Here is a 23,989-nt window from a genome sequence, read left to right on the forward strand (position 1 = left end):
TACTCATCGCGACAGCCCATCCGGAGCGGCCGAGAGACCTGGCTCGTTGACGCCGCAGCAACCACCCGTTCGCGGGCAGGTGCTAACGCCAGGATCGATGGAGCGAGCATGTTGATCGCCACCGCCCTGACCCGACGACGCGTGGTCGACCACGGCCGCCGGACCACGTCCGGCTGTCCACTCATGGGCAGCTGAAGGACGTCACCGGTCCCGCGGAACACCCCTGGTCCTCGTCTTCTTCCTGACCATCCCACCCGTACCGCCGCGCCCTCGCGCGCGGTCGCGTGTGGCTGGCTGCCGTCGTGTGGAGCGAACAATGATCACTGTCGAGAACCTCACCAAGAGCTTCCCCGGTAAGGGCGAGCACGTGCTCGCCCTGGACGGTGTCTCCCTCAGCGTCCCGGCCGGAACGGTCTGCGGCGTCGTCGGCCCGAGCGGCGCCGGCAAGTCCACCCTCGCCCGTTGCGTCGCCCTGCTGGAACGCCCCGACCGGGGATCGATCCGCGTCGAGGGCGTCGACCTGGTGGCCCTGCGCGGCCGTGAGCTGCGGGACGCGCGTCGCCGGATCGGCGTCGTCCCCCAGGGTGACTCCCTGCTGCGGCAGCGCACCGCCGCCGGCAACGTCGCCCTCCCCCTGGAGAGCGCCGGGGTGGCCGCGCCGGCCCGGCGCGCCAGGGTCGCCGAACTGCTCGACCTGGTCGGCCTCACCAACAAGGCCGGCAGCTACCCCGACCAGCTCTCCGGTGGCCAGCGGCAGCGCGTCGCGGTCGCCAGGGCGCTGGCGGCCAGCCCCTCGGTGCTGCTCGCCGACGAACCCACCTCGGCCCTCGACCCGGAGACGACCGGCTCGGTGCTCGCGGTGCTCGACCGGGTGCGCTCCGAGCTCGGGGTGACGGTGCTCGTGGTGACCCACGACATGGCCGTCGTCCGCCGCATCTGCGACGATGTCGCGGTCCTGGAGGGAGGGCGGGTCGTCGAGCACGGCAAGGTGCTGGACCTGCTCACCCAGCCAGGCAGCCGGATCACGGCCTCCCTGCTCCCCGAGGTCGACCAGGCCGGCACCACGCCTCGCGAGATCGGCCAGTACGACGTGGTCGCCGAGGTGGTCCTCGTCGGGTTCGCCGCCGTGGGAGCCCTGCTCCCCGAGGCGGCGCACCGCCACGACGTGGAGCTGGCCATCCTGGGCGGTGGGCTCACCAGGCTCGGTGAGACACCCGTCGCCCGCTTCAAGATCGGAATCAACGGCGAGCGCTCGGAACGGGCGCTGAGCTGGCTCGCGGAACGGGACGCCGTCATCCGCCGCGCGCCACGCGATATCGGAGGACTTGCCGCGTGAGGGAACCCACCCCGTGGGACCGGGTCTTCGACCTGGTGATCAGTGCCACCGGGGACACCGTCTACATGGTCGGCATCGCCACCCTGCTCGCCGCCCTCGGCGGGATCCCCCTCGGCATCGTGCTGCACATGACCTCGCCGACAGGGCTGTCCCCTCGGCGGATCACGCACCGCGTGCTGGGAGTGGTGGTCGACGTCGGCCGCTCGCTCCCGTTCGTGGTGCTCCTGGTGGTGCTCAGCGCGTTCACCAGGGCGCTCGTGCAGACGACCATCGGCCCCACCGCGGTCATCGTGCCGCTCACGGTGGGGGCGGTGCCCTTCGTGGCCCGGCTCGTGGAGTCGGCGTTGCGGGAGGTCAACGTGGCCGTCGTGGAGGCGGCCATCACCACCGGGGCCAGCAGGCTCCGCCTCGTCCGGAGCGTGCTGCTCCGCGAGGCGGGGCCCGCCCTGGTCGCGGCGATCGGAGTCACGGCGGTCACCCTGATCGGCTACTCGGCGATGGCCGGGGTGATCGGCGGTGGCGGGCTCGGTGACCTCGCGATCCGGCACGGCTACCAGCGCAACGACGAGCGGATCCTGCTGGCGTCCGTGCTGGTGCTCGGCGGGCTCGCCTGGCTCACCCAGCTGACCTCGGACTTCATCGCACGCACCATCGACCGTCGACGGTCGGCGCTGCGGGTGTGACACCCGCGCCGCCCCCGCCACCGGGGAGCGGCACACCAGCAAGTACACCCGTGCCGGGGACGACCATGCCCGGGCGCGGCAGACGCGCCTGCCCACGGGCCGGCGCCAGGAGAGAGGAAACCGGGAGTGCGACACCGTTCCCTGACCGCCGTCGCCATCGCGGCCGCCGCCGTCACCACGCTCGCCGCCTGCGGGAACAGCGAGACCGCGTCCGACGGGGGCGGTGACACCGACACCCAGGCCCCGGTCACCGCCGACGGTCCGCTGCGCGTCGGCGCGTCCGTCACCCCGCACGCGGAGATCCTGAACTTCGTCCAGGAGGAGTTGGCCGCCGACGCCGGCCTGGAGATCGAGGTCGTCGAGTTCACCGACTACGTGCAGCCGAACACGGCGCTGCGGGACGGGTCGCTGGAGGCCAACTACTTCCAGACGATCCCCTACCTGGAGCAGTTCACGCTGGACCACGGTGGCGACTACGAGTGGGTCGAGGGCGTGCACATCGAGCCGCTCGGGCTCTACTCGGAGTCGGTCGACGACGTCGACGACCTGCCGGACGAGGCGGTCATCGGGCTGGCCAACGACCCGGCCAACCTGACCCGCGGCCTGCGGCTGCTCGCCGACAGCGGTCTGATCACGCTCGCCGAGGGCACCGAGGACAACGCCACCGAGCTGGACGTCGAGGACAACCCGAAGAACCTGCGCTTCCAGCCGCTGGAGGCGGCCCAGCTGCCGAGGAGCCTCGCGGACACCGACGCGTCGGTGATCAACGGCAACTACGCCATCGACGCCGGCCTCAACCCGACCGAGGACGCCATCCTCCTGGAGGACGGCGAGGAAAGCCCGTACGCGAACGGCCTGGTCACGCTGCCCGAGCTGGTGGACGACGAGCGCATCCAGCAGCTCACCGAGCTGCTGCGTTCCGAGGAGGTCCGCGAGTTCATCGAGGGGACCTACCAGGACGGCAGCGTCGTCCCGGCCTTCTGAGGCCAGCCCTCCCGTCGGGAGCGGTCATGACGTCCGTGCGGCCGTGACCGGAGCCCCCTCGGGAGCCGAGGCGCGATGCCGGCCCGCGTCCGCCGGATACCCTTTCCTGGTCGTGGCCCTGCTGGTTCACGTCCAGGGCTGGTGACGAGTCGTCCATCCCTCTCGGGGGAGGGGATGGACGACGAGCCCCCGAAGGGCGGGGGAGCCAGCCGCCGGACGCGGTCGAGGCCGCTCGTCGGGCCGCGCGTGCCTGGGAATGTCCCACCGTCGCTGTGATTCGACTCACCGCCCCCGGGTCGGCCGGGCGGCTCCTGCCCCGGTTCCGCGTCGGCCGCTGTTCGGGTGGATCTCGACGCCGTCGGTTCGGTGGACACCTCGTCAGGGCGGCCGGCCGCCGCCCTGACGGCCCAGCGCAGGGGACGAGCACGAGGAACACCGTTCGGAGGACGCCCGGACGCCCGGCGCGATCGTTGGCCGATCGTGGCCACCTGCCCGTTCGGGCTACCCGAACCGAGCGGTCGGCGCGGCGAGGCAGCGCGGTTCCGCTCTACGGAGAGTGATCCTCACCGGTTCGGGGGCGGAAGATCGGCCAAACGCCCGTAGGCTGCAAGGGTGCTGGCAGTAGTACCGCCCCCGGTGACCGTTCGAGCCCCGGCCAAGGTGAACCTCCACCTCGCCGTCGGTGACGCGCGGGACGACGGCTACCACGAGTTGGCGACGATCTTCCAGGCCCTGTCGCTGACCGACGAGGTCACCGTCTCCGTCGCCGACGAACCCGGGCTCGACGTGACGGGCGAGGGAGCGGACACCGTCCCCCTCGACTCCTCGAACCTGGCGTGGCGGGCCGCCCGGGCGCTCGCCGAGCACGTCGGCCGCGACCCGGACCACCTGAAGGTCAGGATCGACATCCGCAAGTCCATCCCGGTGGCGGGCGGCATGGCCGGCGGCAGTGCCGACGCGGCGGCCACCCTCGTCGGGTTGGTCAACCTGTGGCGGTTGGAGATGGGGCGGGACGAGCTGTCCGGTGTCGCCGCGACCCTGGGCAGCGACATCCCCTTCTCCCTGCACGGCGGCTACGCACTGGGCACGGGGCGGGGTGAACGGCTGGTGCCGGTGTTGTCCCGGCACACCTTCCACTGGGTCATCGCCCTCGCCAGTCGGGGTCTGTCCACCCCCGACGTCTTCGCAGAGCTGGACAGGCTGCGCCGGGAGGGCTCGCCGCCCCGGGTTGGTGGCGTGGAACCGGTGCTGGAGGCCCTGTCCTCCGGTGATCCGCTCCAACTCGCGCTGCTCCTGGGCAACGATCTCCAGGCGGCGGCGGTCTCCCTCCGTCCCGCCCTGCGCCGCACGTTGCGGGCCGGGGTCAACGCGGGAGCCGTGGCCGGCATGATCTCCGGCTCCGGCCCCAGTTGCGCCTTCCTGTGCACCGACGGCGACTCCGCCGTCCGGGTCGCCGCCGAGCTCTCCGGGGTCGGGGTCTGCCGCACCGTGCGGGTCGCGCACGGTCCTGTCCCGGGCGCCAGGGTGGTCAGCAGCGAGGACAGCCCGCGCCCTACCCCACCCCAGGTGCACGCCTGATCCGACCGGTCAGCGGTGGCGAGATCCCGCTCCCGGGCTCGGGCACGCCAGGGCGGCGTGCCGGAGTGGTCCTCCGCCCATCCCCCGGAGGGGGCGCGGGAGCGTCGACCACCGTCACCTCACGTCGATATCACCTGAACGTCGCAATTGATCGAAGTTCACTGCGCGGCGGGCACCCAATCTGTTTGGCTGCTGTGAACAGGGGGCGGGTCGCCGACGCCGGCGGGCACCGGACCCGGAGGGGGAGGAGCCCCGCCGGGTGGTGTTCGGCGTGGACAAGGGGATCCGTGCGAAGGGGACCGGCCACGCGCTGCCCGCTCCCGGCCCGGTGGGCCCTCCTCCAGGTCTCGGCCCGCCCACCGAGCCACCGCGACCAGACCAACCGAAACGGCTGACCATGTCCTTCTCGTTCCGACTCACCGCGCAGCAGTACGACATCCTCTGGGAGGACGGTGGCCTCGGCCGCCACCCCTACCCCTTACGGGTCAGGTCCCACGGCGAGACCATGGACGAGCGCGCGGAGATCCGCCGCCGTGTCTACAACCAGCTCGCCGCCTCCGGCCTCGGGGACGGGATTCGCGCCAACACGGAGGTCGAGGACGCCCTGCTGATGATGGCCCGGCCACCGTTGGCCGTCGACATGATCTGGATGACCGACCTGAAGGAACAGGGCGGGCACCAGGCCCTGCTGGTCGCCGGGAACGGTGAGGTCGGGTATCGGGTCCGGGGGGAACTCGGGGGTGGCATCCGCGTCGAGGAGATCAGGGCCAGCAGCCTCGTCTACTCGGCGTTGGCCCTGTTGCCCGAGGCGCCGGCGGCGTCGATCCCCTCGGTCACCCTGCCGATGCCCGCCGCCGAGCCGCGCCCGGCGCCGACGGGCCGGCACCGCCGGGACGACGAGATCGACGAGGACCACAGCTTCCTGGAGCAGGACCGCCCCCGGGCGGCGGGAGCGCAGAGCTCGGCCGTGCGGACCCTGGAACGGGTCTTCGAGAAGCCCCGGCTCCGTACCGGCCAGATCGGGATCACCGTCCGGGACCGGCTGGGGCGCACGACCAAGGCACCCCTGATCCAGTGGTCGGACACCGAGGACGGGCGGATCGTCAACCAGGTCTCGGAGTCCCCGAACGGGCGGGTGGCGAACTTCTTCGGCGCCGACCACCGGAGGTTCGCCCAGAAGCTCGGGGAGGCGATCACGGCGCTCCGCGAGGGGCGGTGACCGGCCGGCGTCCGAGCGGACCGGGGGAGGGGCGGTGGGCCCCTCCCCCGCCCGGGGTCGCCGACCGCCCCGGCCGAGGGGCCCGGCCGCCAGCCCTCGAAGGTCCGGGGCCGGACGCGACCCTCCCTTGCGTAGTCTCGGAGGGAGTGACGGCACGGAACGTGGCCGCCGTCGGCGTCCTCCCCCGCACGGGGAGGTGGGCCGGGCGGCCGGAAGCACGGAGCGGCTCAACGCATGGTGAACCTCGTCAACCTGGAGGACGTGTCCAAGTCGCACGGGGTGCGGACCCTGCTGGACCACGTCTCGCTCGGTGTCTCCCGCGGCGAACGCGTCGGCGTGGTCGGCCTCAACGGTGGTGGCAAGACCACGTTGCTCGAGGTGTTGGCCGGCAGTGAGCCCCCCGACTCGGGCCGGGTGAGCCACGTGTCCGACCTGCGGATGGCCGTGGTGACGCAGCGCACCGAACTGGCCGAGGCGTCGACCATCCGGCAGGCCGTGCTGGAACCCCTGGGATTCGCCGCCGAGCACGAGTGGGCGGCCGACCCCAGGGTGCGCTCCGTGCTCGGCGGGCTGGGCATCACCGACCGGGGGTTGGACACGCGCATCGGCACGCTCTCCGGTGGTGAACGACGCCGAGTGGCGCTGGCCGCCGCGCTCGTCCAGGAGCTCGACCTGGTGGTGCTGGACGAGCCCACCAACCACCTCGACGTCGAGGGTGTCCGTTGGCTGGCCGAACACCTCACCGCGCGCCGGTGCGCGCTCATCGTCGTCACCCACGACCGCTGGTTCCTCGACACCGTCTGCACCCGGACCTGGGAGGTCGTCGACGGCCGCGTCGAACAGTACGAGGGCGGCTACGCGGACTGGATCTTCGCCAGGGCGGAGCGCGGGCGGCAGGCCCAGGCCGCCGAGGACCGGCGGCGCAACCTCGCCCGCAAGGAACTCGCCTGGCTGCGGCGTGGCGCGCCCGCCCGGACCTCGAAGCCCCGGTTCCGCATCGAGGCCGCCGAGGCGCTGATCTCCGACGTGCCGGAACCCAGGAACTCGGTGCAACTGCTGAGCTTCGCGAAGCGGCGGCTCGGGCGGACCGTCCTGGAGATCGAGGACGCCGACCTGCGCGTCGGGGAGCGGTCCCTGCTGTCGCGGGTCACCTGGCGGATCGGTCCGGGGGACCGCATCGGCCTGGTCGGGGTGAACGGGTCCGGCAAGACGACCCTGCTGCGGCTGCTGGCGGGGGAGCGGGAACCCGACGGTGGCCGCCGCCTGCGGGGGCAGACGGTCCGGCTGGCCCACCTGCGGCAGGAACTGGACGACCTGCCCGGTGACCTGCGGGTCCTCGAAGCCATCGAGGAGATCGCCCAGCGGATCGTGCTGGGCAAGCTGGAGCTCGCGGCGTCCCAGCTCGCCGAACGGCTCGGGTTCCCCAAGGGGCGGCAGTGGACCCCGGTCTCGGACCTCTCCGGCGGTGAACGCCGTCGGCTGCAACTGGCCCGGCTGCTGATGGCGGAACCGAACGTCCTGCTGCTCGACGAGCCGACCAACGACCTCGACATCGACACGCTCCAGCAGCTGGAGGACCTGCTCGACTCGTGGCCGGGAACCCTCGTGGTCGTCTCCCACGACCGCTACCTCGTGGAACGGGTCTGCGACCAGGTGGTGGCCCTCTTCGGCGACGGAGTGATCACCGGCCTGCCCGGGGGCATCGAGGAGTACCTGCGTCGACGCCAGGAGGACCTGGACTCGGGCCGGGGCGGTGGCGGGACGACCTCCTCGGTCTCCCCGGCCGGCGGCGGGAAGAGCGCCGCCGCGAAGGCGACGGCCGCCGAACAGCGCGCCGCCCGCAAGCAGCTCGCCAAGCTGGAGCGTCGGCTCGACACGCTGACGGCGAAGGAGGAGCGGATCAACGACTCCATCGCCGAGGCCGGCAGCGACCCGCACCGCCTGACCGAGCTCGACACCGAACTCCGCAAGGTCGTCGCGGAGAAGGAGGAGGTCGAGCTGGAGTGGTTGGCCGCCGCCGAACTGGCGGAGGGCTGAGCCGGGCGCCGGGAGCATGAGGGGCGCGTGGTGCGCGCCCGCCCACGTGGTCCGGAGTCCCCTCCTCGGGGCTCCGTGCTCGGTCGCGTCCCTGGCCAGGGGCGGAGCCGTGCCGCCGGTCCGGTCTCCGACGGAGTGCCGGCGCGATCCAGCTGGCATGGCATGCCGTGGTGGGGCGCCCATTCCGCGGCAGCGGTCCCCGGGGCGAGGGCGGCCGGTCCGCTCGACGTCCCCACGGCGTCGACCGTTGGCCGGCCGGCCCGCGTCCGCCCCCGCCATCCCCGGGCACCTCTCGGCGCCCGGGTGAGCAGCCGCCGGTGGCGTCCGGCGCGGCCAGGCCCGTCGATCGAGATGACTCCCAGCGAGTGCGCCGTCGAAGACCGCCCAGCACGTCGGGGACGCTGACCCCTCACGGCGAACTCGCCCCCGCGCTGGCTCCGTTCAGTCGTGCCGAGACGCCGGGGACGCCCCGGTGGAGTACTGGTCGATCGTGTTCTCCACGCTGTCGAGCAGGCGACCGAGGACGCGGTCGAAGTCGACGCCGTCGTCGAACGCGCCAGCCTGGTAGACCCGCGTCATCGTCGGGTAGCGCTCGACGTCGAAGTAGGTCACCCAGAAACCGCTCCACTCCTGCCAGTACTCGCCGTACCCCTGGCCGGTCTCACTGCTCTCCGCGGCCTCGCGCGCGGCGGTGGAGGCGAGGCCCCAGACGAGCCCGTTGACGAGTTCGACCACCTCGACCACCCGATGTTCCGGCAGTCCGGTGTCGATCAACGTGCGGAGCCCGGCCTCGTCGGCGTCGAGCACGTGCGGTGCGAGCGGAAGCCGGGTCCGGTTGAGCGTGAGCATCCACGGATGTCGTCCGAGCAGCGCGTGCAGCTGCCTCGCGTACTGCTCCAGGGCGGGACGCCAGTCGGCCTCCGGGTCGGGGAGCTCGAAAGCCTCGTACGCGCGGTCGATCATGAGGTCGACGAGTTCGGTGCGGCCGGGCACGTAGGTGTACAGGGACATGGCGCCCACGCCGAGCCGCGCGGCCACCCCGCGCATCGAGAGCGCCTCGAGTCCGGACTCCTGGACGAGGCCGATGGCCGCGTCCACGACCGCGGTGAGGCTCAGCCGCGCCCGGCGCCCGAGCGGGGACGGCGTGGGGCGGTCCCACAGCAGGGCGAGTCGGCGGGCGACCTCCGCCGTGGACCTCGGCACCGCCTCGGGCGGCGGGCAGGCGCTCGCGGGCTCCGATGTTCCCTGCCCCGTCGGAGCGGACGTCGGTCTCCTGTCAGTCACGCGACCAGCCTCCCAGACGTCGTGCCCGGATCGCACAATCCTCGTGGCAATTCCCGTACATCGTATGTTAATGTCGCTCGTCATTTTCGGTACACCGTACGCGAATGAAGGTTCCCATGATCCACACTGAGGGTCTGACCAAGACCTTCCAGCGGGGGAAGCAGCTCGTCCACGCGGTGAAGGGGGTCGACCTCGACGTCGCGCCGGGCGAGCTCGTCGCCTTCCTGGGGCCGAACGGAGCGGGCAAGTCGACCACCCTGCGGATGCTCACCACCCTGCTCAGCCCGAGTTCCGGTAGTGCGAGGGTGGCCGGGGCGGACGTGCGCACCCAACCAGCCCTCGTCCGCCGCCGCATCGGCTACATCGGCCAGGGCAACGGCGCCGGGCACAACTACCGGGTCATCGACGAGCTGCGCGCCCAGGGCTCGTTCCACCGGCTCGCGCCGGCCGTGTCCCGCGAGCGCGCGGCGGAGCTCCTGCGCGCGCTACAGCTGAACGGGCTCGAGAAGCGCCCCGTCATGAGCCTCTCCGGCGGGCAACGTCGTCGCCTCGACGTCGCGATGGGTCTGATGAACCACCCGCCGCTGCTGTTCCTCGACGAGCCCTCCACCGGCATGGACCCGCAGGGGAGGGCGAACCTGTGGGAACACATCATCCGGATGCGCGATGACCTCGGCATGACGCTCGTGCTCACCACGCACTACCTGGAGGAGGCCGACGACATGGCCGAGCGCGTCATCGTGATCGACCACGGCACGGTCATCGCCGACGACTCGCCGGGCAGGCTCAAGCTCGACCACGCCGACGACGTGATCACCCTGACCTTCGGCGCCGTGGACGAGGCCGACGTGGCGAAGCGGGCGTTGCGGGCGGACCAGCGCTACGCCGACCGCTTCGAGGAGCGGGCCGGGGAGGCGGTCGTCCTCGCGACGGACCACGGCGCACGGCAGCTGCCGGGCATCCTCCACCTGCTGGAGGCGGCGGGAGCCCGCCCGGAGGCGGCGGCGATCCGAGAGGCCACGCTCGACGACGTCTTCCTCAACCTCACCGGCCGCAGCCTGCGCGAGGACGACACCCCCGACGCGGCGGAGGACGGCTCGGCGGCGGCCAGGACCGCGAACACCACGGACGGAGCGGATGCCGCATGAACGCCCAGACGATCGAACACGTGCACGCCGCCGACGAGGACGGCACGGGCGGCCGCATCGGTCGCTTCCTGAGCGACACGCGAGCTGTCTTCACCCGCGAGATCGTGGTCGTGCTGCGCGACCCGTTCTCGTTGGTCTTCTCCCTGCTCCAGCCGTTGGTGTTCCTGGCCCTGTTCGCGCCACTGCTGGGAGGCATGGTCGGCGGTGACGGGATCGGCGACGCGAGCGCCCTGGAGTGGTTCCTGCCCGGAGTGATCGTGATGATCTGCGTCTTCGGCACGGGCATGACCGGGTCGAACCTCCAGTACGAGATGCAGACCGGGTCCTACGAGCGCATCCTCGCCTCTCCGCTGTCCCGCGCGTCCATCCTCACCGGGCGCGCGCTCAAGGAGTTCGCGCCCCTGGTCGTCCAGGCACTGGTGATCACGCTGGTAGCCGTACCGCTCGGCGTCACGCCGCATCTCGCGCACGTGCTCGTCGGGATCCTCCTCCTGGGAGTGTTCGGCATCGGCCTCGGCGCGCTGTCCTACGCCCTCGCGATCGCCACGCGCGGGAAGGAATGGATGTTCTGGACGGTGCAGCAGTCACTGACCTTCCCCCTGCTCCTGCTGTCCGGGATGATGCTCCCGTTGGAGACCGGCCCGGACTGGATGCGGACCGTGGCACGGTTCAACCCGCTCACCTACATCGTCGACGCCGAACGAGAGCTGTTCATGGGCACCTTCGCCTCGTCCACCGTCCTGTGGGGCGCGGTGGCGGCGGCACTGACCTGCGCGGGTGGGCTGGCGGTCGGGATCCGGACGATCCGCCGCTCCGCCCGGTAGCCCGCGAAGCGCGGTCCCGGCCCCGGGGGTTGCCCCGTTCCGCACCCGTCACCGGTAGTCCGGCGGAAGCTGACCGGGACCGGACCCCGGCTCGGGGTGTCACCGCGTGTCGACCCCCGGGCTCGGGTGCGGCGCGGGCCGGCGGGCGCCGGGACGACGGCTGAGGCGTGGAACGCTTCCGGCGACGTCGGGACCTAGAGCGCGTGGAAGGTGTTCTGCGCGGCCTCCAGGCCGGTGGTGACCACCGCCTCCGCCGCGTCGGCCGCCCGGTCGACGAAGAACTCCAACTCCTTGCGTTCGGCCCCGGAGAAGTCCTTGAGGACGTAGGCGGCCGGGTCCATCCGACCGGGCGGTCGACCCACCCCGAACCGGACCCGGAGGTAGTCGCGGGTACCGGTCGAGGACGTGATGGACCGCAGCCCGTTGTGGCCGCCCTCGCCGCCGCCCGACTTCAACCGGATCGCCCCGTAGGGCAGGTCCAGTTCGTCGTGCACCACGACCGTCCTGGCCGGCGGGATCTTGTAGAAGCGGGCGGCGCCGACGACGGGGCCACCCGAGACGTTCATGTAGGAACGGGGTTTCGCCAGGACCACCCGAACGCCGCCCAGCCGTCCCTCGGCGACGTCGCAACCGCTGCGGTGGCCCTTGTAGCGGGCGCCGAGCCGGCCGGCCAGCAGGTCCAGCACCATGAAGCCGACGTTGTGCCGGTTCCCGGCGTAGCGGGGCCCGGGATTGCCCAGTCCCACCAGCAGAAACGGGGTGTCCTCGGTTGTCACGGCCAACCCTTTCCAGTCGAGGCCCGCGAGCGGACCGACCCTACCGGTGCCGTGCCCCGGGACGGCGGGGTCGCACCCCTGGCCCGTCGATCCCGGAACCGGACAGCACGGCCGGCCGGTGGCCTGACCCGGTCGGGGGCAGGGAACCGGTCAGCGGCCGCGTTCCCGCAGGGCCATCTCCACCAGGTCGAGCAGGCCGTCGACATCGTCCCGGTGGTAGCCCCGCCGGCCGGTCGGCGGGCCGCGGAACGCGACCCGACGCACGTCCCGCGCCGTCAACCGGGAGTGCCCGTCCAGCGCCTCCACCACGAGGCGGAGGAACGAGTCGACCTCGTCCACGTCGTAGCCCCGGGAACGGAGCAACCTGGGCGACTTCCGGATGACCACGTTGCTCACGTCGGCGGCGGTCAAACCCATGGTGCGGGTGTCACATCCTGTCTGACGGCGAGCGGCGCACCCCGAATCCGGGGTGCGCCGCGCGTGCTCGGTGTCTCGTCGCTGGTCCGAACGCGGCCCGACCAGGAGGTCGGGCGCTCGGATCAGCTCTCCTCGGACTCGCCCTCGGCCGGAGCGGTCTCCTCGCCGGTGTCCATCTGGGCGGCCGTCGGAGAGGCCTCCACCTTGACCAGCAGGGTGGTGGGCTCACTGACCAGGGTGACGCCGGAGGGCAGCGGCACGTCGGCGGCCGTCACCTGGAAGCCCTCACGGGCGCCGGCGACGGAGACCTCGAAGGACTCCGGGATGTTCAGCGCGTCGGCCTCGACCTGGATCTCGGTGAGCTCCTGGTCCACCAGGGTGCCGGGGCCGGGCTCACCGGCGACGGTGACGGGCACGTCGACGGTGACCTTCTCGCCGCGCTTGACCAGCAGCAGGTCCACGTGCTCGATGTAGTTCTTCAGCGGGTGGGTGGTGACCGTCTTGGTCAGGGCCAGCTCCGACCCACCGTTGGCGATGTCGAGGGACAGGACGGCGTTGAAGCCCTGCTCCCGGACGACCCTGGCGAACTCCAACGCCGGCAGCGACAGGTGCTTCGGGTCGGAGTCGTGGCCGTAGAGGACGGCGGGGATCTTCCCGGCGCGGCGGGTGCGGCGGGCGGCACCCTTGCCGAACTCGGTGCGCGGCTCAGCGGCAAGACGTACCTGGGACACGGCGATGCACTCCTTGCTGGGGATGGCGGCGGACGGTCGATCAGCGTCGTGGTCGCGGCGGCGCGGCGCGCTCGTCGTGACAGAGCGCGGCCAGAGCAGCCGCCGCGTCGATCACACCAGAGCGTGTACTGGCCTCGCCGAGGCAACCCGACAAGTGTAGGCCGGGGCGCGGAGCAGCGGGAACCGGGGGTAACTCCTGGTCCGCACGGCCCACGCCCACGGCCCGGTGGGCGGCCGGGGGTCGTCGCCCGGTCACGGCCCGTCGCCGCCCACCTGTTGGGGGAGGCCCAGCCGAACGGGACGGGCCGGCACCAGCCGGGCGTGCCGGCATCGAGCGGGTTCCAGGTAGTCCGCCGGCCTCGCCGGCCCAGCACGCGGTGCGGTAGCCCCGCACCGACCAGCGGGATCCGAGGTAGGCGGTGAGGGTGGCCACGCACCAGCAGCTGAGCGCGGCCCCGAGCAGCCCCCACCACGGGAGCACTGACCAGCCGCCCTCCAGGGCGAGCACGACGGCCGGAGCGAGCGCGACGACCACGAGGAGACCGAGCCCGACGCTGGTGGCGGTCACCGCCGAGGCGTGCGCGGCGACGGCCGCCCCCCGGAACCGGCGGCTCGCCCCGACCGCCGCCAGGGTCGCCAGCTCCCGCCGGGTCTCGCTGACCGACAGCGCGGTGACGACCAGCGCCAACGTGCCGCCGAGCACCGCGAGGGCCACCGCCGCGACCACCGTGCTCGTGGCGAGGACCCGCTGCGCTTCCGGGCCCCGCTCCACGCCGAGGCCGTAGTGCTGCCCGACGTCGGCGGTGAGCAGTGCCCGCACCCGGCGACGGTGAGGAGGGTGGATTTCCCGCAGCCGCTCGGTCCCATGACGGCCGTGAGGGAGCCGGCCGCCACGTCCAGGCTGACTCCCCGCAGCGCGGGCACCGATACGGTCCCGGATCGGTACGACTTCCGAATGTCCACTGCTCGCAGCAAGAAGGTTCTCCCAATGGGCCTCGGAGGACATCCCGCTGCTGGATACCGGATGATCGCTCCGCTGGGTCGGACCGACAAGGCTACTCATGGCGCCGACCCGGTGGGAAATTCCTGATCGTGGAAGGGCGGGTAGTGGGATTTCGGAAATCTCGCTCCGCCGCGGGCTACTCGAACCGGAGTGCGTCCCGCGATGGCCGGCCCTGTTCCCGGGCGCATCGCGGTGCGCCGGAATCCACGCTGGCGTGTCAGGCTCCGGATGGCGGCGCGGGCCAGGGCATCACAGGTCAGGAGGGTCGGCGACCACCGTACGGTCGTGGTGGGAGGACTCCCCCTGCTCTCCGGTGGGCGGAGGTCGCCGCGTTCCCCTGCTGCGCTCGTCGAGCCCGTGGGATTTCCGGAGCGGATGCTGGTCCCGTGCGCGCGGAGGCGCGTGCGAAGAGCTCTCCGGTAGGCGCACAACGTTCTCCGCGTGCCGACGATCGGGGTAGTGGAATGCTCCGCGAAGGCGAGTTGGTGAATTTCCGACTCGATATTCCCTGAATTCCGCCCGCTGGGCCGGGGTGGCCGGGATCGCGTCCCGGCTGGATCACGGTGAGCCCCGCGAACACGTCGTGCCCCGGTGTCCCGGCGTCGGGATTCTTCCGTTCGGGCAGACGGGGTACTACGTTCGGTGCCATGTCTGACACGGTCGGTGCGGGATCGGGGCGGGTGGCGGACGACGGGCCACCCGTGCGGGCCAGGCTGCGCCAACTCGGCCCCGGGATCATGGCTGCGGCCACCGGGGTGGGCGCGGGGGATCTCGTCGCCACCCTGGTGGCCGGTTCGCGGTACGGGTACACGCTGCTGTGGGCGGTGCTGCTCGGCACCGTGCTCAAGATCGCGTTGGCGGAGGCGGTCGGCCGCTGGCACCTCACGTCCGGGCAGACCATGCTCAGCGGGTGGCGCCAGTTGGGTAGCTGGACGCTGATCTACTTCGGCGCCTACGCCGTCGTCTGGGGTTTCGTCTACGGGGCGACGGCGATGTCGGCGTCCGCGTTGCCGCTCAACGCGCTCTTCCCCGTGCTCTCCGTGCGGGAGTGGGGGATTCTGTGCGGCCTCGCCGGGCTCGGCATCGTCTGGTTCGGCCGTTACGCGCTCATCGAGAAGCTCATGACGGCGCTGGTCGGCGTCATGTTCGTGACCGTGGTGGGCACCGCGGTCCTGGTCGTCCCGAACCTCACCGCGATGGCCGGTGGTCTGGTGCCCGACCTGCCGCCCGGGTCGCTCGTGTTCGTCCTCGGCCTGGCCGGCGGCGTCGGGGGCACGATCACGATGGCGGCCTACGGCTACTGGACCCACGCCAAGGGCTGGCGTTCCCCCCGCTGGCTGGCGATGATGCGGCTGGACAACACGGTCGGGTACGTCACCACCGGGGTGTTCGTCGTCGCCATGCTCATCGTCGGCTCGGAGATGCTGCTGGGGCAGGACGTGCTCTCCGGCGACCGTGGGCTGCTGACCCTCGCCGACACCCTGGACGCCAACTACGGCGAGTGGGCCCGGATCCCGTTCCTGGTGGGCTTCTTCGCCGTGTCCTTCAGCTCCCTCATCGGGGTGTGGAACGGGGTCAGCCTGCTGTTCGCCGACTGGTGGCGGGTGTTCCGCCACCGCGAGGCGCCGCCGGCGGCACCGGCGGACGCCGGTGCCGAGGCCGCTCCCGCCGACCGGCCGGAGCCGACGCGGCGGGTGGAGGAGGCGGCCGCCGCCGGGGAGGTGGCCTTGCCGGCCCCGCCCAGCGGCCAGGCGGACCAGCACGACTACGACCGGAGGGCCGGGGAGCGCAGCACCGCCTACCGGGGTTACCTGCTGTGGTTGACCTTCCCCCCGATGGCGCTGCTCTTCCTCGACCGGCCGTTCCAACTGATCGTCGCCTACGGCGTGCTCGGCGCCCTGTTCATGCCGTTCCTGGCGCTGACCCTGGTGCTGTTGCTCAACTCGCGGCGCACCCCGCGCCCGTACCGGTCGCGTTGGGTGTCCAACGGTCTGCTGGGGGTGTGCGTGGCGCTGTTCGCCGTCCTCGCCGCGATCGAGGTCGTCAACCTGTTCTGAGGAGGGGCTGGCTGGTGGCGGGGTCCGGCCGGTCGTCGGGAGGAGCGCCCACCGGCCACGCGGCCCTCGGCTGGCGGGACGCGCGGGCGCGGTGGCACGCGTGCCGCCGGCCCGCCAGCGGAGGGTGTCGACGGACGACGGGCCCGACCGGAGGACCGGTCGGGCCCGTCACCTCGTGCCGGTCAGGCGTCGCCGTCGAAGAGGCTGGTGACCGAGCCGTCCTCGAAGACCTGCTGGATCGCCCTGGCCAGCAGCGGTGCGATCGAGAGCACCGTCAGACCGGGGAAGTGCTTCTCCTCGGGGATCGGCAGCGTGTTCGTGAAGATGACCTCGCTGGCCCCGCAGTTGGCCAACCGTTCGGTGGCCGGGTCGGAGAGGACGCCGTGGGTGGCGGCGATGACCACCTCGGCCGCACCCGCCTCCTTCAACGCCTCGGCGGCCTTCACGATGGTGCCGCCGGTGTCGATGATGTCGTCGATCAGCACGCACACCCGGTCGCGGACGTCACCCACGACGCGGTTCACCATGGCCTCGTTCGGCTTGAACGGGTCCCTGGTCTTGTGGATGAACGCCAGTGGACGTTGCCCGAGGGTGTCGGCCCACTTCTCGGCGAGGCGCACCCGGCCGGAGTCCGGGGAGACGACGGTGATCTCGCGGTTCTGGTAGGTCTTCGCCACGTGGCCGGCCAGCAGCGTCTGGGCGAGCAGGTGGTCGACCGGGCCGTCGAAGAAGCCCTGCACCTGGGCGGTGTGCAGGTCAACGGACATGATCCGGTCGGCGCCGGCCGTCTTGAACATGTCGGCGACGAGCCGTGCCGAGATGGGCTCGCGGCCCCGGTGCTTCTTGTCCTGTCGGGCGTAGGGGTAGAAGGGCATGATCACGGTGATGCGCTTCGCGCTGGCTCTCTTCAGCGCGTCCACCATGATCAACTGCTCCATCAGCCAGGTGTTGATGGGAGCGCAGTGGCTCTGGAGTACGAAGGCGTCGCAGCCCCGGACCGATTCCTCGAACCGGACGAACAGCTCGCCGTTGGCGAACTCGTAGGCGGACTGCGCGGTGATGCCGACGTTGAGGTACTTGGCGACCTCTTCGGCCAGTTCCGGGTGGGCCCGGCCGGAGAACAACATCAGGTTCTTCTTGGGAGTGCCAGCCATCGGGCTCACGCGCCGGTCCCTCCGAAGCAGTCGTACCTGAGCAAGATCAACACCGCTGTTTACCTCTCAAGACGTTACGGCTCGGTGCCGCGACCTTCACGGCCCCACGAACGGTACCTGTCCGGGCGTTGGCGCTGCGACCACATGACGGGCCGACCACGTCACACATCGGCCAACGGGCTGCTCCCATCGGCCGCGCCGGTGAACCCCCGGATGGCGGTGCCGTCCCGGCCCGGCCCGGCGCCGGTCGACGGCGGGGACACCGGTCGCGCGCCCTGGTCAGCCGGGCCCGCCGGACGGACGGCGTCTCGGAGGTGGGCGGCTCCGTCCCATCCGGAGCGGGGACCGCGCCCGGCCACCGGCGAGCGGACGACCCGCCACCGCCCGGCGCGGGACCGGGACGACACCACCGGCCCAGCCGAGCGCCAGTCGGCCGCGAACCGGGCGCCGCCCGCCGACCGAGCCCGGCGGGTTCCGGGGCGGACGACCTCGGCGGGCCGTGCCCGGAACGGCGTGTCTCAGGCCTCCGGGTGCTCCCCCTCGGCGGCGCGGCGGGCGCGGGCCGCGGCCTCGGCGGCCGCGGTGCCCGGACGACGGCGTTCCACCCAGCCCTCCAGGTTCCGCTGCGGGCCGCCGGAGACGGCCAGCGCGCCCGGGGGGACGTCGCGGCGCAGGACCGTCCCGGCCCCGCTGTAGGCGCCGTCCCCGACCGTGACCGGAGCGACGAACATGTTGTCCGAGCCGGTGCGGACGTGGGACCCGACGACCGTGCGGTGCTTCTCGACCCCGTCGTAGTTGACGAACACGCTCGCCGCGCCGATGTTGCTGCACTCGCCGATCGTGGCGTCACCGACGTAGCTGAGGTGCGGGACCTTGCTGCCCGCGCCGATCTGGGAGTTCTTCACCTCGACGAAGGTGCCGATCTTGCCCTTCTCCCCGAGCTCCGCGCCGGGGCGCAGGTACGCGAAGGGGCCGACGGTCGCACCCGCTCCGACCACCGCCCCCGTGCCGTGGGTGCGGACCACCACCGCGTCCGGACCGATCTCGCAGTCCACCAGGGTGCTGTCCGGGCCGACCGTGGCCCCCGCGCCCACCGTGGTCGTCCCGCGCAGCTGCACGCCGGGTTCGACCAGCACGTCCCGCTCCAGCTGGACGTCGACGTCCACCCACACCGAGTCGGGGTCGACCACGGTGACCCCGGCGCGCATCCACCGCTCCACCAGCCGCCGGTTGAGCTCCGCGCCGAGCCGGGCCAGCTGGACCCGGTCGTTGACACCCTCGACCAGCCACGGATCGCCGCACACCAGCGCTCCGGCGCGGCGGCCGTCGCCCACGGCGATCCCGAGGACGTCGGTCAGGTAGCGCTCGCCCTGCGCGTTCGCCGTCCCGAGCCGCCCCAGCGCGTCGGAGAGGACCGCCGCGTCGAAGGCGTAGACACCGGAGTTGATCTCGGTGATCGCGAGCTGCTCGGGGGTGGCGTCCTTGTGCTCCACGATGGCGGTCACCGCGCCGTCGTCGTCGCGGGTCACCCGCCCGTACCCGGTGGGGTCGGCCACGACCGAGGTCAGGACGGTGACCGCGTTGCCGGCGGACCGGTGCTCGGCGAGCAGGGCGGACAGGGTGGCCCCGTCCAGCAGCGGGACGTCGCCGTAGCTGACGAGGACGGTGCCCGCGTCGGCCGCGCCGTCCAGGGCGGCGAGCCCGCAGGCCACCGCGTGCCCGGTGCCCAGCTGCTCCTCCTGCACGGCGAGCCGGATCTCGCGGCCCATCCGGTCGCCCACGGCGTCGAGGTGCGCGCCGACCCGGTCGCGGCCGTGGCCGATGACCACGGCCAGCTCGTCCGGCCCCAGCTCGGCGGCGGCCCGCACGGCGTGCTCCACCAGGGACCGCCCGGCGATCGCGTGCAGCACCTTGGGGGTGGACGACCGCATCCTGGTGCCTTCGCCGGCCGCGAGGATGATCGTGCTGACGGGGCCCGTTCCGGCCTCGTCGGCAACGGGACCGGCGCTAGCACCGTGACGCATCGAGGATCTCCCTCCGCGGTTCTCCGTGAGGTCGGGCGGCGGCTCCGGGGTGGCCGGGACGCGGCGGACCCACGGTCGTTCGCCCTTCAGGGTGCCTGATCCTAAGGGGTGGTCGCCGGCCGGGCCGCGCGACGGCCCACGGAGTTGATCTCCGCTGTTGGTGGGTCCGGACGCGGGGCGACCAGCCGCCGCGCGCGGGGACGACCTCGTCTCATCCGCTCGGGGGTTCCCACAGTTCGGTGGTCAGCTCGCTCACCGACTCACCGGTGGGCCCGGCGGTGAACACCTGGCTGCCACCACCGCGCTTGGCCTGGTACATGGCCGAGTCGGCCCTGGCCAGGACCTGCCCGCCGCTCTCCTGGTCCCCGGTGGCGACGACGCCGATGGACAGCGTCACCCCCCGCGAGAGGTCGTGGGGCAGCGCGGCGACGGCGCGCACGGCGCGGTTGAGCGCGATCTCCGCCTCCTCCAGGGTGGAACCGGGCAGCAGGACCACGAACTCGTCGCCGCCGTAGCGGGCGACGGTGTCGTCGGCCCGCAACGCGTCGCGCAGCGTGCTGGCCACCACGCGCAGCACGTCGTCCCCCTCGGCGTGCGAACACCGGTCGTTGACCCCCTTGAAGCCGTCGAGGTCGCACAGCGCCACCGCCAGCGGGTAGGCCTGGGGAGTGCGGATGAGGGAGTCCAGTTCCTCGTCCAGCGCCCTCCTGTTCGCCAGCCCGGTCAGGGGGTCCTGGAGCGCCTGCCGCGCCATCGCGCCGTGCTTGCGGGTCAGCCTCTCGTGTTCCCGGCGGGTCTGGAGGGTGCCGAGCCGGGTCTCCCGCAGCGTCCACAGCTCGTCCTCCAACGCCGCGTTGTACTGCTCGAGCGCGAGGGTGGCCGCCTCCCCGTCCTCCGGGCCGCAGAGGCGCGCGAACTCGCGGGCCAGCGAGAGCCACAGTGGTGGTTCGTTCGGGTCGCTGCTGACCTCCTCCCGGGCCTGGGCCAGCACCTCCAACGCCTCCGCCTCCCGGCCGTCGGCCTCAAGGCAGCGGCAGAGGGCGAGGGAGACGATGATCAGTTCGCGGGGGTAGCGGCAGCGTTCGTGCAGGAGGCGGAGGGGTTCGACGTGGTCGGGGGAGGGGCGGGCGAGGGCGTGCGCGGCACCGACCACCGGTACCTGTTCCGCGGCCGGTCGCTCCCGGGCGCGCGGGTGCAACGAGTCCCGCCACGGCCCCTCGACGGACACCGCGATCGCCGAGGCCAGGGCGTAGCGGTCGGTGGCCTCCTCGTACCGGTTGGCCCGTTCCAGCCGCAGGCCCCAGCCCAGCAGCATCCTGGTCCGGTTGATCAGGTGCACGGAGATGTGGTGCGGTCCGCCGCTGCTGCGGATGTGCTCGTGGGCCCTGGCCATCACCTCGTCGGCGAGCTCGTACACGCCGAGTTGGGTGAGCACGAGGGCGACGTCGGACAGCGCGGTCGACAGCAGCCGCTGCCACGTGCGGCGGTCCATCAGCGGATCGGGGCTCAGCTTCTCGTCGAGCATCGCCATGGCTACGGCCGCCTCGGTCAACGCGGCGTCCTCCTCACCGAAGGCGAGTGAGGCGCGGCCCCGCAGCGCGTGGGCGTCGGCCTCCAGGGCGAGCAGCCCGTGGCGGCGGGTGTGGGCGACGAGTTCGTCCAGCAGGGGGACGGCGCGGTCCTCGTGGCCCTTCGTCACGAGCCGCACGACGGAGGCCGCGCGCAGCATCTGCGCGATCAGGCTGGGCTCGCCCCGGCGCTGTGCCTCGGCGAGGAGGTCCTCGACCTCGTCGGCGACGTCCAGCCGGACGTTGCGTTCGCTGATCTGGGAGGTGGCGATCAGTTCGTGCGCCCTGGCGACCAGCCACGCGTCAGAGAGCTCCCCGAGTACGGGTGCCTCCTGCTGACCGGCGGTCTCCTCGTGCAGCTGTGCACACCCCCCACGGCCCCTGCGGCCGCTCGTCCGAACGTCGACCCCGAACCCGCTCGGCAGGGCACTGGCCTCACCGCTCCGCCGCCAGGATTCGAACCTGGACCATCGGAACCAAAATCCGAGGTGCTGCCTTTACACCACGGCGGATCGCCCGACAGCCGTGACCGTCGTGCCAGGACATGGTGACACGTCCCGACATCACGGGTGATGGTGGCCACCACCACCATCGTTGTCGAGGGTGCGACCCTACCCGTGCGGGCGGGGTCGCGTGGGGGTCACCGGCCCGTTCCCCCGCCGTGCGCGGGATTTCCCCCGCGTCCACCCCGCCGGGAGGATGTCGTCCCACCGCCCGGGTGTCACCGCCCGGTCGTCCTGGTCAGGAACTCCCGCACGACCTCCTCGTACCTGTTCCGGTCCTGGTTCCACGACGCGACGTGCTCGGCGCCGGGGAACTCGTGGTACTCCACGGGCCAGTCGAGGGAGTCGGCAGCGGCCGCGAGCGCACGCGAGTCGCCCACTGGCACGGTCAGGTCCTCGTCGCCGTGCAGCAGCAGCGTGGCCGGCCGCCGCTCCGGCGGGTTGGTGAGGAGGTCCAGGTCCGCGAACGACAGGCCCGTCCGCCACCCGGCCACGAGTTCGGCGACGCGGCCGAAGACCTTCGGCATGCCCCGGTTGTCCGCCTCCAGGTCCAGGGTGGTGGACCAGTTCAGGACCGGGGCGTCCAGCACGACCGCGTCCACCCGCTCGGCCAGCTCCGAGTTCCCCAAGGTCTGACCCACCAGGGCCCCGCCCATGGAGAAGCCGACCAGCACGATCCGTTCCGCACCCTCGTCCACGGCGAACTCCATCGCCGAGACGACGTCCCGCCACTCGGAATGGCCCAGGTGGTAGAGCCCGTCCTCCGAGGCCGGGGCGATCTCGTCGTTGCGGTAGCTGATGAGCAGCCCGGGGATGCCCAGCTCCTGGAGCGTGGGCAGCACGCGGAGCCCCTCCGCCCGGTCCGCTCCCCGGCCGTGCACCAGGACGGCCCAGGTGCTGGCCGCGTCCTCGGCGGGCACCAGCCAGGCCGGGGCCTCCCCGACCTCGGTGGTCACGGCGACCTCCCGGTAGTCCAGGCCGAGTCCGCCCGGGTCCCGCCAGCCCTCCCGGTCGAGACGTGCCGGGGTCCCGGCCGCCGGTGGCGTGCCGGCGACGAGTTCCCGTGCGACCAGGCCGTCACCGGCGGGGGTGGGGTCGCCGAGCAGGGCGGTGCCCTCCGACCAGAACAGTCCCGTGGTTCCCGGCGACCTGGCCGCCGGCGAGTCCGCCAACAGCACGCTGCCCTCGTCCGCGCCGCGCACCACCTCGGGGTAGGTCTCGGAGTAGCGGACGGGGGTGAGTAACTCCTCCGTGTAGTACCACCCCACCCCGAGCAGGCCGGTCACGCCGAGCACCACCACGGCGCCCAGCGACACGAACAGCACCCGGCGCCGCCGCCCGCTCCGCGCGCGGCGCGCACCCCGGCTCCGGGTCCCGGTGGGATGCGCGTGCTCCCCGTCGGGAGGACGTGGGGAGGTGGTCGCCGGGGCGGCGGGAGCTTCGGACGTTCCGGCGCCGAGTCGTTCGGCGGGGGGCCGGGCGGGGATGTCGTTCCCGTCCGAAGCGCGCTGTGCGCGCGACGCATCCTCTGGCATCGCAGCATCATGCACCCCCTGGCCCCGATCGCCTACCGGTTCCGGGCAGCCGCACCCCCACTGGCCTCACGTCCCCCCGTAACCTACGCTGGCGTAGGTTACGGTTCCGTAGCCGTAGGTCCGTCCGCCCGAGCTCCGCTCGCGACCACAGGGGTGTGCCGCCGATGACAGCGACCCTCGAACCCGCCTCTCCGCCCGGTGAGAACCGTGGACCGAAGCCCCTGCTCCAGGGGGAGCGCTCCGCCGCGGCCCAGTTCTCGGTGTACCTGTTCGTCCTCGTCCCGTTCGCCGCGCTGATCGCGGCGGTCCCCCTCGCGTGGGGGTGGGGGCTGAGCTGGGTCGACATCGGCCTGGCCGCCGTCTTCTACGTGATCACCGGACTCGGCATCACGGTCGGGTACCACCGGCACTTCACCCACGGCTCCTTCAAGGCGAACGGCCCGCTGCGGGTCGGTCTCGCCATCGCCGGCAGCATGGCCGTCCAGGGCCCGGTCATCACCTGGGTCGCGGACCACCGCCGGCACCACGCGTACTCCGACAAGGAGGGCGACCCGCACTCGCCCTGGCTGTTCGGCTCCTCCCCGGCCGCCCTCGCCAAGGGCTTCTGGCACGCCCACATGGGGTGGCTGTTCGAGTCGGGGGTCACCAACGCCGACCGCTTCGCCCCGGACCTGGTCGCCGAACGGCGCATCGTGCGGGTGCAGAAGCTCTTCTGGCTCTGGACCATCATCAGCTTCCTGCTGCCCGCAGTGCTGGGCGCGCTGATCACCTGGTCCTGGTGGGGCGGGGTGACCGCCTTCTTCTGGGCCGGTCTGGTCCGGGTGGCCTTCCTGCACCACGTCACGTGGTCGGTGAACTCGATCTGCCACATGATCGGCGAGCGCCCGTTCAAGGCCCGCGACAAGTCCGCGAACTTCTGGCCGCTGGCGATCCTGTCCTTCGGGGAGTCGTGGCACAACCTGCACCACGCCGATCCCACGTGCGCCCGCCACGGCGTCAAGCGGGGTCAGATCGACATCTCCGCCCGGGTCATCTGGTTCTTCGAGAAGGTGGGCTGGGCGACGAAGGTGCGCTGGCCCACGCCGGGGCGGCTCGCCAGGATCAGCGCGAACGAGGAGTGACATCCGG

At 72.4% G+C, this 23,989-nt stretch carries 19 protein-coding genes, 1 tRNA gene and 1 riboswitch; of the genes, 10 read left to right on the forward strand and 10 right to left on the reverse strand.

Features of this window, described 5'->3' with window-relative positions; all coding sequences use genetic code 11:
- Nucleotides 1-13 precede the first annotated feature (13 nt).
- Nucleotides 14-104, forward strand: a riboswitch (SAM riboswitch).
- Between the two features lie 212 nt (nucleotides 105-316).
- The 6 genes from ACOJVX_RS02760 to ACOJVX_RS02785 all read left to right on the forward strand — a co-directional run bounded on the left by ACOJVX_RS02760 (nucleotide 317) and on the right by ACOJVX_RS02785 (nucleotide 7,837).
- The gene (locus ACOJVX_RS02760) at nucleotides 317-1,336 is read left to right on the forward strand and encodes a methionine ABC transporter ATP-binding protein (RefSeq protein WP_026417414.1); all 1,020 of its coding nucleotides are present in this window, start codon (nucleotides 317-319) and stop codon (nucleotides 1,334-1,336) included.
- Nucleotides 1,333-2,019 (forward strand): methionine ABC transporter permease, encoded by a 687-nt coding sequence (locus ACOJVX_RS02765; RefSeq protein WP_103055761.1) that lies wholly within the window; start codon nucleotides 1,333-1,335, stop codon nucleotides 2,017-2,019. The genes ACOJVX_RS02760 and ACOJVX_RS02765 overlap by 4 nt, the downstream gene beginning before the upstream one ends.
- A 126-nt stretch (nucleotides 2,020-2,145) precedes the next feature.
- On the forward strand, nucleotides 2,146-3,003 hold the full coding sequence (locus ACOJVX_RS02770; protein ID WP_026417413.1) for a MetQ/NlpA family ABC transporter substrate-binding protein: 858 nt from the start codon (nucleotides 2,146-2,148) through the stop codon (nucleotides 3,001-3,003).
- Nucleotides 3,004-3,615: 612 nt separating this feature from the next.
- Nucleotides 3,616-4,581: a 4-(cytidine 5'-diphospho)-2-C-methyl-D-erythritol kinase gene (locus ACOJVX_RS02775; protein WP_026417412.1), complete on the forward strand. Its 966-nt coding sequence runs from the start codon at nucleotides 3,616-3,618 to the stop codon at nucleotides 4,579-4,581.
- A 271-nt stretch (nucleotides 4,582-4,852) separates the two neighbouring features.
- On the forward strand, nucleotides 4,853-5,800 hold the full coding sequence (locus ACOJVX_RS02780; RefSeq protein WP_422647216.1) for an ESX secretion-associated protein EspG: 948 nt from the start codon (nucleotides 4,853-4,855) through the stop codon (nucleotides 5,798-5,800).
- 234 nt (nucleotides 5,801-6,034) lie between these two features.
- Nucleotides 6,035-7,837 (forward strand): ABC-F family ATP-binding cassette domain-containing protein, encoded by a 1,803-nt coding sequence (locus ACOJVX_RS02785; protein ID WP_422647217.1) that lies wholly within the window; start codon nucleotides 6,035-6,037, stop codon nucleotides 7,835-7,837.
- Nucleotides 7,838-8,278: 441 nt separating this feature from the next.
- On the opposite strand, the gene ACOJVX_RS02790 is transcribed toward ACOJVX_RS02785, so the two are convergent.
- Nucleotides 8,279-9,121 (reverse strand): TetR/AcrR family transcriptional regulator, encoded by an 843-nt coding sequence (locus ACOJVX_RS02790; protein WP_162147265.1) that lies wholly within the window; start codon nucleotides 9,119-9,121, stop codon nucleotides 8,279-8,281.
- 116 nt (nucleotides 9,122-9,237) lie between these two features.
- Here ACOJVX_RS02790 and ACOJVX_RS02795 point away from each other — a divergent pair, with 116 nt between their 5' ends.
- Nucleotides 9,238-10,269 (forward strand): ABC transporter ATP-binding protein, encoded by a 1,032-nt coding sequence (locus ACOJVX_RS02795; protein WP_051313334.1) that lies wholly within the window; start codon nucleotides 9,238-9,240, stop codon nucleotides 10,267-10,269.
- The gene (locus ACOJVX_RS02800) at nucleotides 10,266-11,093 is read left to right on the forward strand and encodes an ABC transporter permease (RefSeq protein ID WP_081715205.1); all 828 of its coding nucleotides are present in this window, start codon (nucleotides 10,266-10,268) and stop codon (nucleotides 11,091-11,093) included. The genes ACOJVX_RS02795 and ACOJVX_RS02800 overlap by 4 nt, the downstream gene beginning before the upstream one ends.
- 194 nt (nucleotides 11,094-11,287) lie before the next feature.
- On the opposite strand, the gene pth is transcribed toward ACOJVX_RS02800, so the two are convergent.
- The 4 genes from pth to ACOJVX_RS02820 all read right to left on the reverse strand — a co-directional run bounded on the left by pth (nucleotide 11,288) and on the right by ACOJVX_RS02820 (nucleotide 13,837).
- On the reverse strand, nucleotides 11,288-11,869 hold the full coding sequence (pth, locus tag ACOJVX_RS02805; protein WP_026417409.1) for an aminoacyl-tRNA hydrolase: 582 nt from the start codon (nucleotides 11,867-11,869) through the stop codon (nucleotides 11,288-11,290).
- A 150-nt stretch (nucleotides 11,870-12,019) separates the two neighbouring features.
- Entirely contained in the window at nucleotides 12,020-12,286 is a 267-nt protein-coding gene (locus ACOJVX_RS02810) for a DivIVA domain-containing protein (RefSeq protein ID WP_026417408.1), read from the reverse strand.
- A 122-nt stretch (nucleotides 12,287-12,408) separates the two neighbouring features.
- Nucleotides 12,409-13,017 carry a 50S ribosomal protein L25/general stress protein Ctc gene (locus ACOJVX_RS02815; protein ID WP_026417407.1) on the reverse strand — a complete coding sequence of 203 codons (609 nt, stop codon included), beginning with the start codon at nucleotides 13,015-13,017 and terminating at the stop codon, nucleotides 12,409-12,411.
- A 40-nt stretch (nucleotides 13,018-13,057) separates the two neighbouring features.
- Nucleotides 13,058-13,837, reverse strand: coding sequence for an FtsX-like permease family protein (locus tag ACOJVX_RS02820; RefSeq protein WP_418154753.1), 780 nt, complete (start codon nucleotides 13,835-13,837; stop codon nucleotides 13,058-13,060).
- Between the two features lie 830 nt (nucleotides 13,838-14,667).
- Here ACOJVX_RS02820 and ACOJVX_RS02825 point away from each other — a divergent pair.
- On the forward strand, nucleotides 14,668-16,077 hold the full coding sequence (locus ACOJVX_RS02825) for an Nramp family divalent metal transporter (RefSeq protein WP_026417404.1): 1,410 nt from the start codon (nucleotides 14,668-14,670) through the stop codon (nucleotides 16,075-16,077).
- 182 nt (nucleotides 16,078-16,259) lie between these two features.
- Here ACOJVX_RS02825 and ACOJVX_RS02830 read toward each other — a convergent pair whose 3' ends face one another.
- The 5 genes from ACOJVX_RS02830 to ACOJVX_RS02850 all read right to left on the reverse strand — a co-directional run bounded on the left by ACOJVX_RS02830 (nucleotide 16,260) and on the right by ACOJVX_RS02850 (nucleotide 22,861).
- Nucleotides 16,260-17,231, reverse strand: coding sequence for a ribose-phosphate diphosphokinase (locus tag ACOJVX_RS02830; RefSeq protein WP_248783771.1), 972 nt, complete (start codon nucleotides 17,229-17,231; stop codon nucleotides 16,260-16,262).
- A gap of 518 nt (nucleotides 17,232-17,749) precedes the next feature.
- The gene (gene glmU / locus ACOJVX_RS02835) at nucleotides 17,750-19,255 is read right to left on the reverse strand and encodes a bifunctional UDP-N-acetylglucosamine diphosphorylase/glucosamine-1-phosphate N-acetyltransferase GlmU (RefSeq protein ID WP_051313330.1); all 1,506 of its coding nucleotides are present in this window, start codon (nucleotides 19,253-19,255) and stop codon (nucleotides 17,750-17,752) included.
- Between the two features lie 211 nt (nucleotides 19,256-19,466).
- Nucleotides 19,467-20,984 (reverse strand): GGDEF domain-containing protein, encoded by a 1,518-nt coding sequence (locus ACOJVX_RS02840; protein ID WP_245588675.1) that lies wholly within the window; start codon nucleotides 20,982-20,984, stop codon nucleotides 19,467-19,469.
- A 280-nt stretch (nucleotides 20,985-21,264) separates the two neighbouring features.
- Nucleotides 21,265-21,335 (reverse strand) — tRNA-Gln (locus ACOJVX_RS02845).
- Nucleotides 21,336-21,544: 209 nt separating this feature from the next.
- Nucleotides 21,545-22,861 (reverse strand): alpha/beta hydrolase family protein, encoded by a 1,317-nt coding sequence (locus ACOJVX_RS02850; protein WP_418154749.1) that lies wholly within the window; start codon nucleotides 22,859-22,861, stop codon nucleotides 21,545-21,547.
- A gap of 164 nt (nucleotides 22,862-23,025) precedes the next feature.
- Here ACOJVX_RS02850 and ACOJVX_RS02855 point away from each other — a divergent pair, with 164 nt between their 5' ends.
- A complete protein-coding gene (locus tag ACOJVX_RS02855; protein ID WP_026417400.1) occupies nucleotides 23,026-23,982 on the forward strand; it encodes an acyl-CoA desaturase in 957 nt (318 codons plus the stop codon).
- The last annotated feature ends 7 nt before the right edge of the window (nucleotides 23,983-23,989 follow it).

The organism is Actinoalloteichus caeruleus (genome assembly GCF_049311605.1).
Taxonomy (GTDB): Bacteria; Actinomycetota; Actinomycetes; order Mycobacteriales; family Pseudonocardiaceae; genus Actinoalloteichus_B; species Actinoalloteichus_B caeruleus.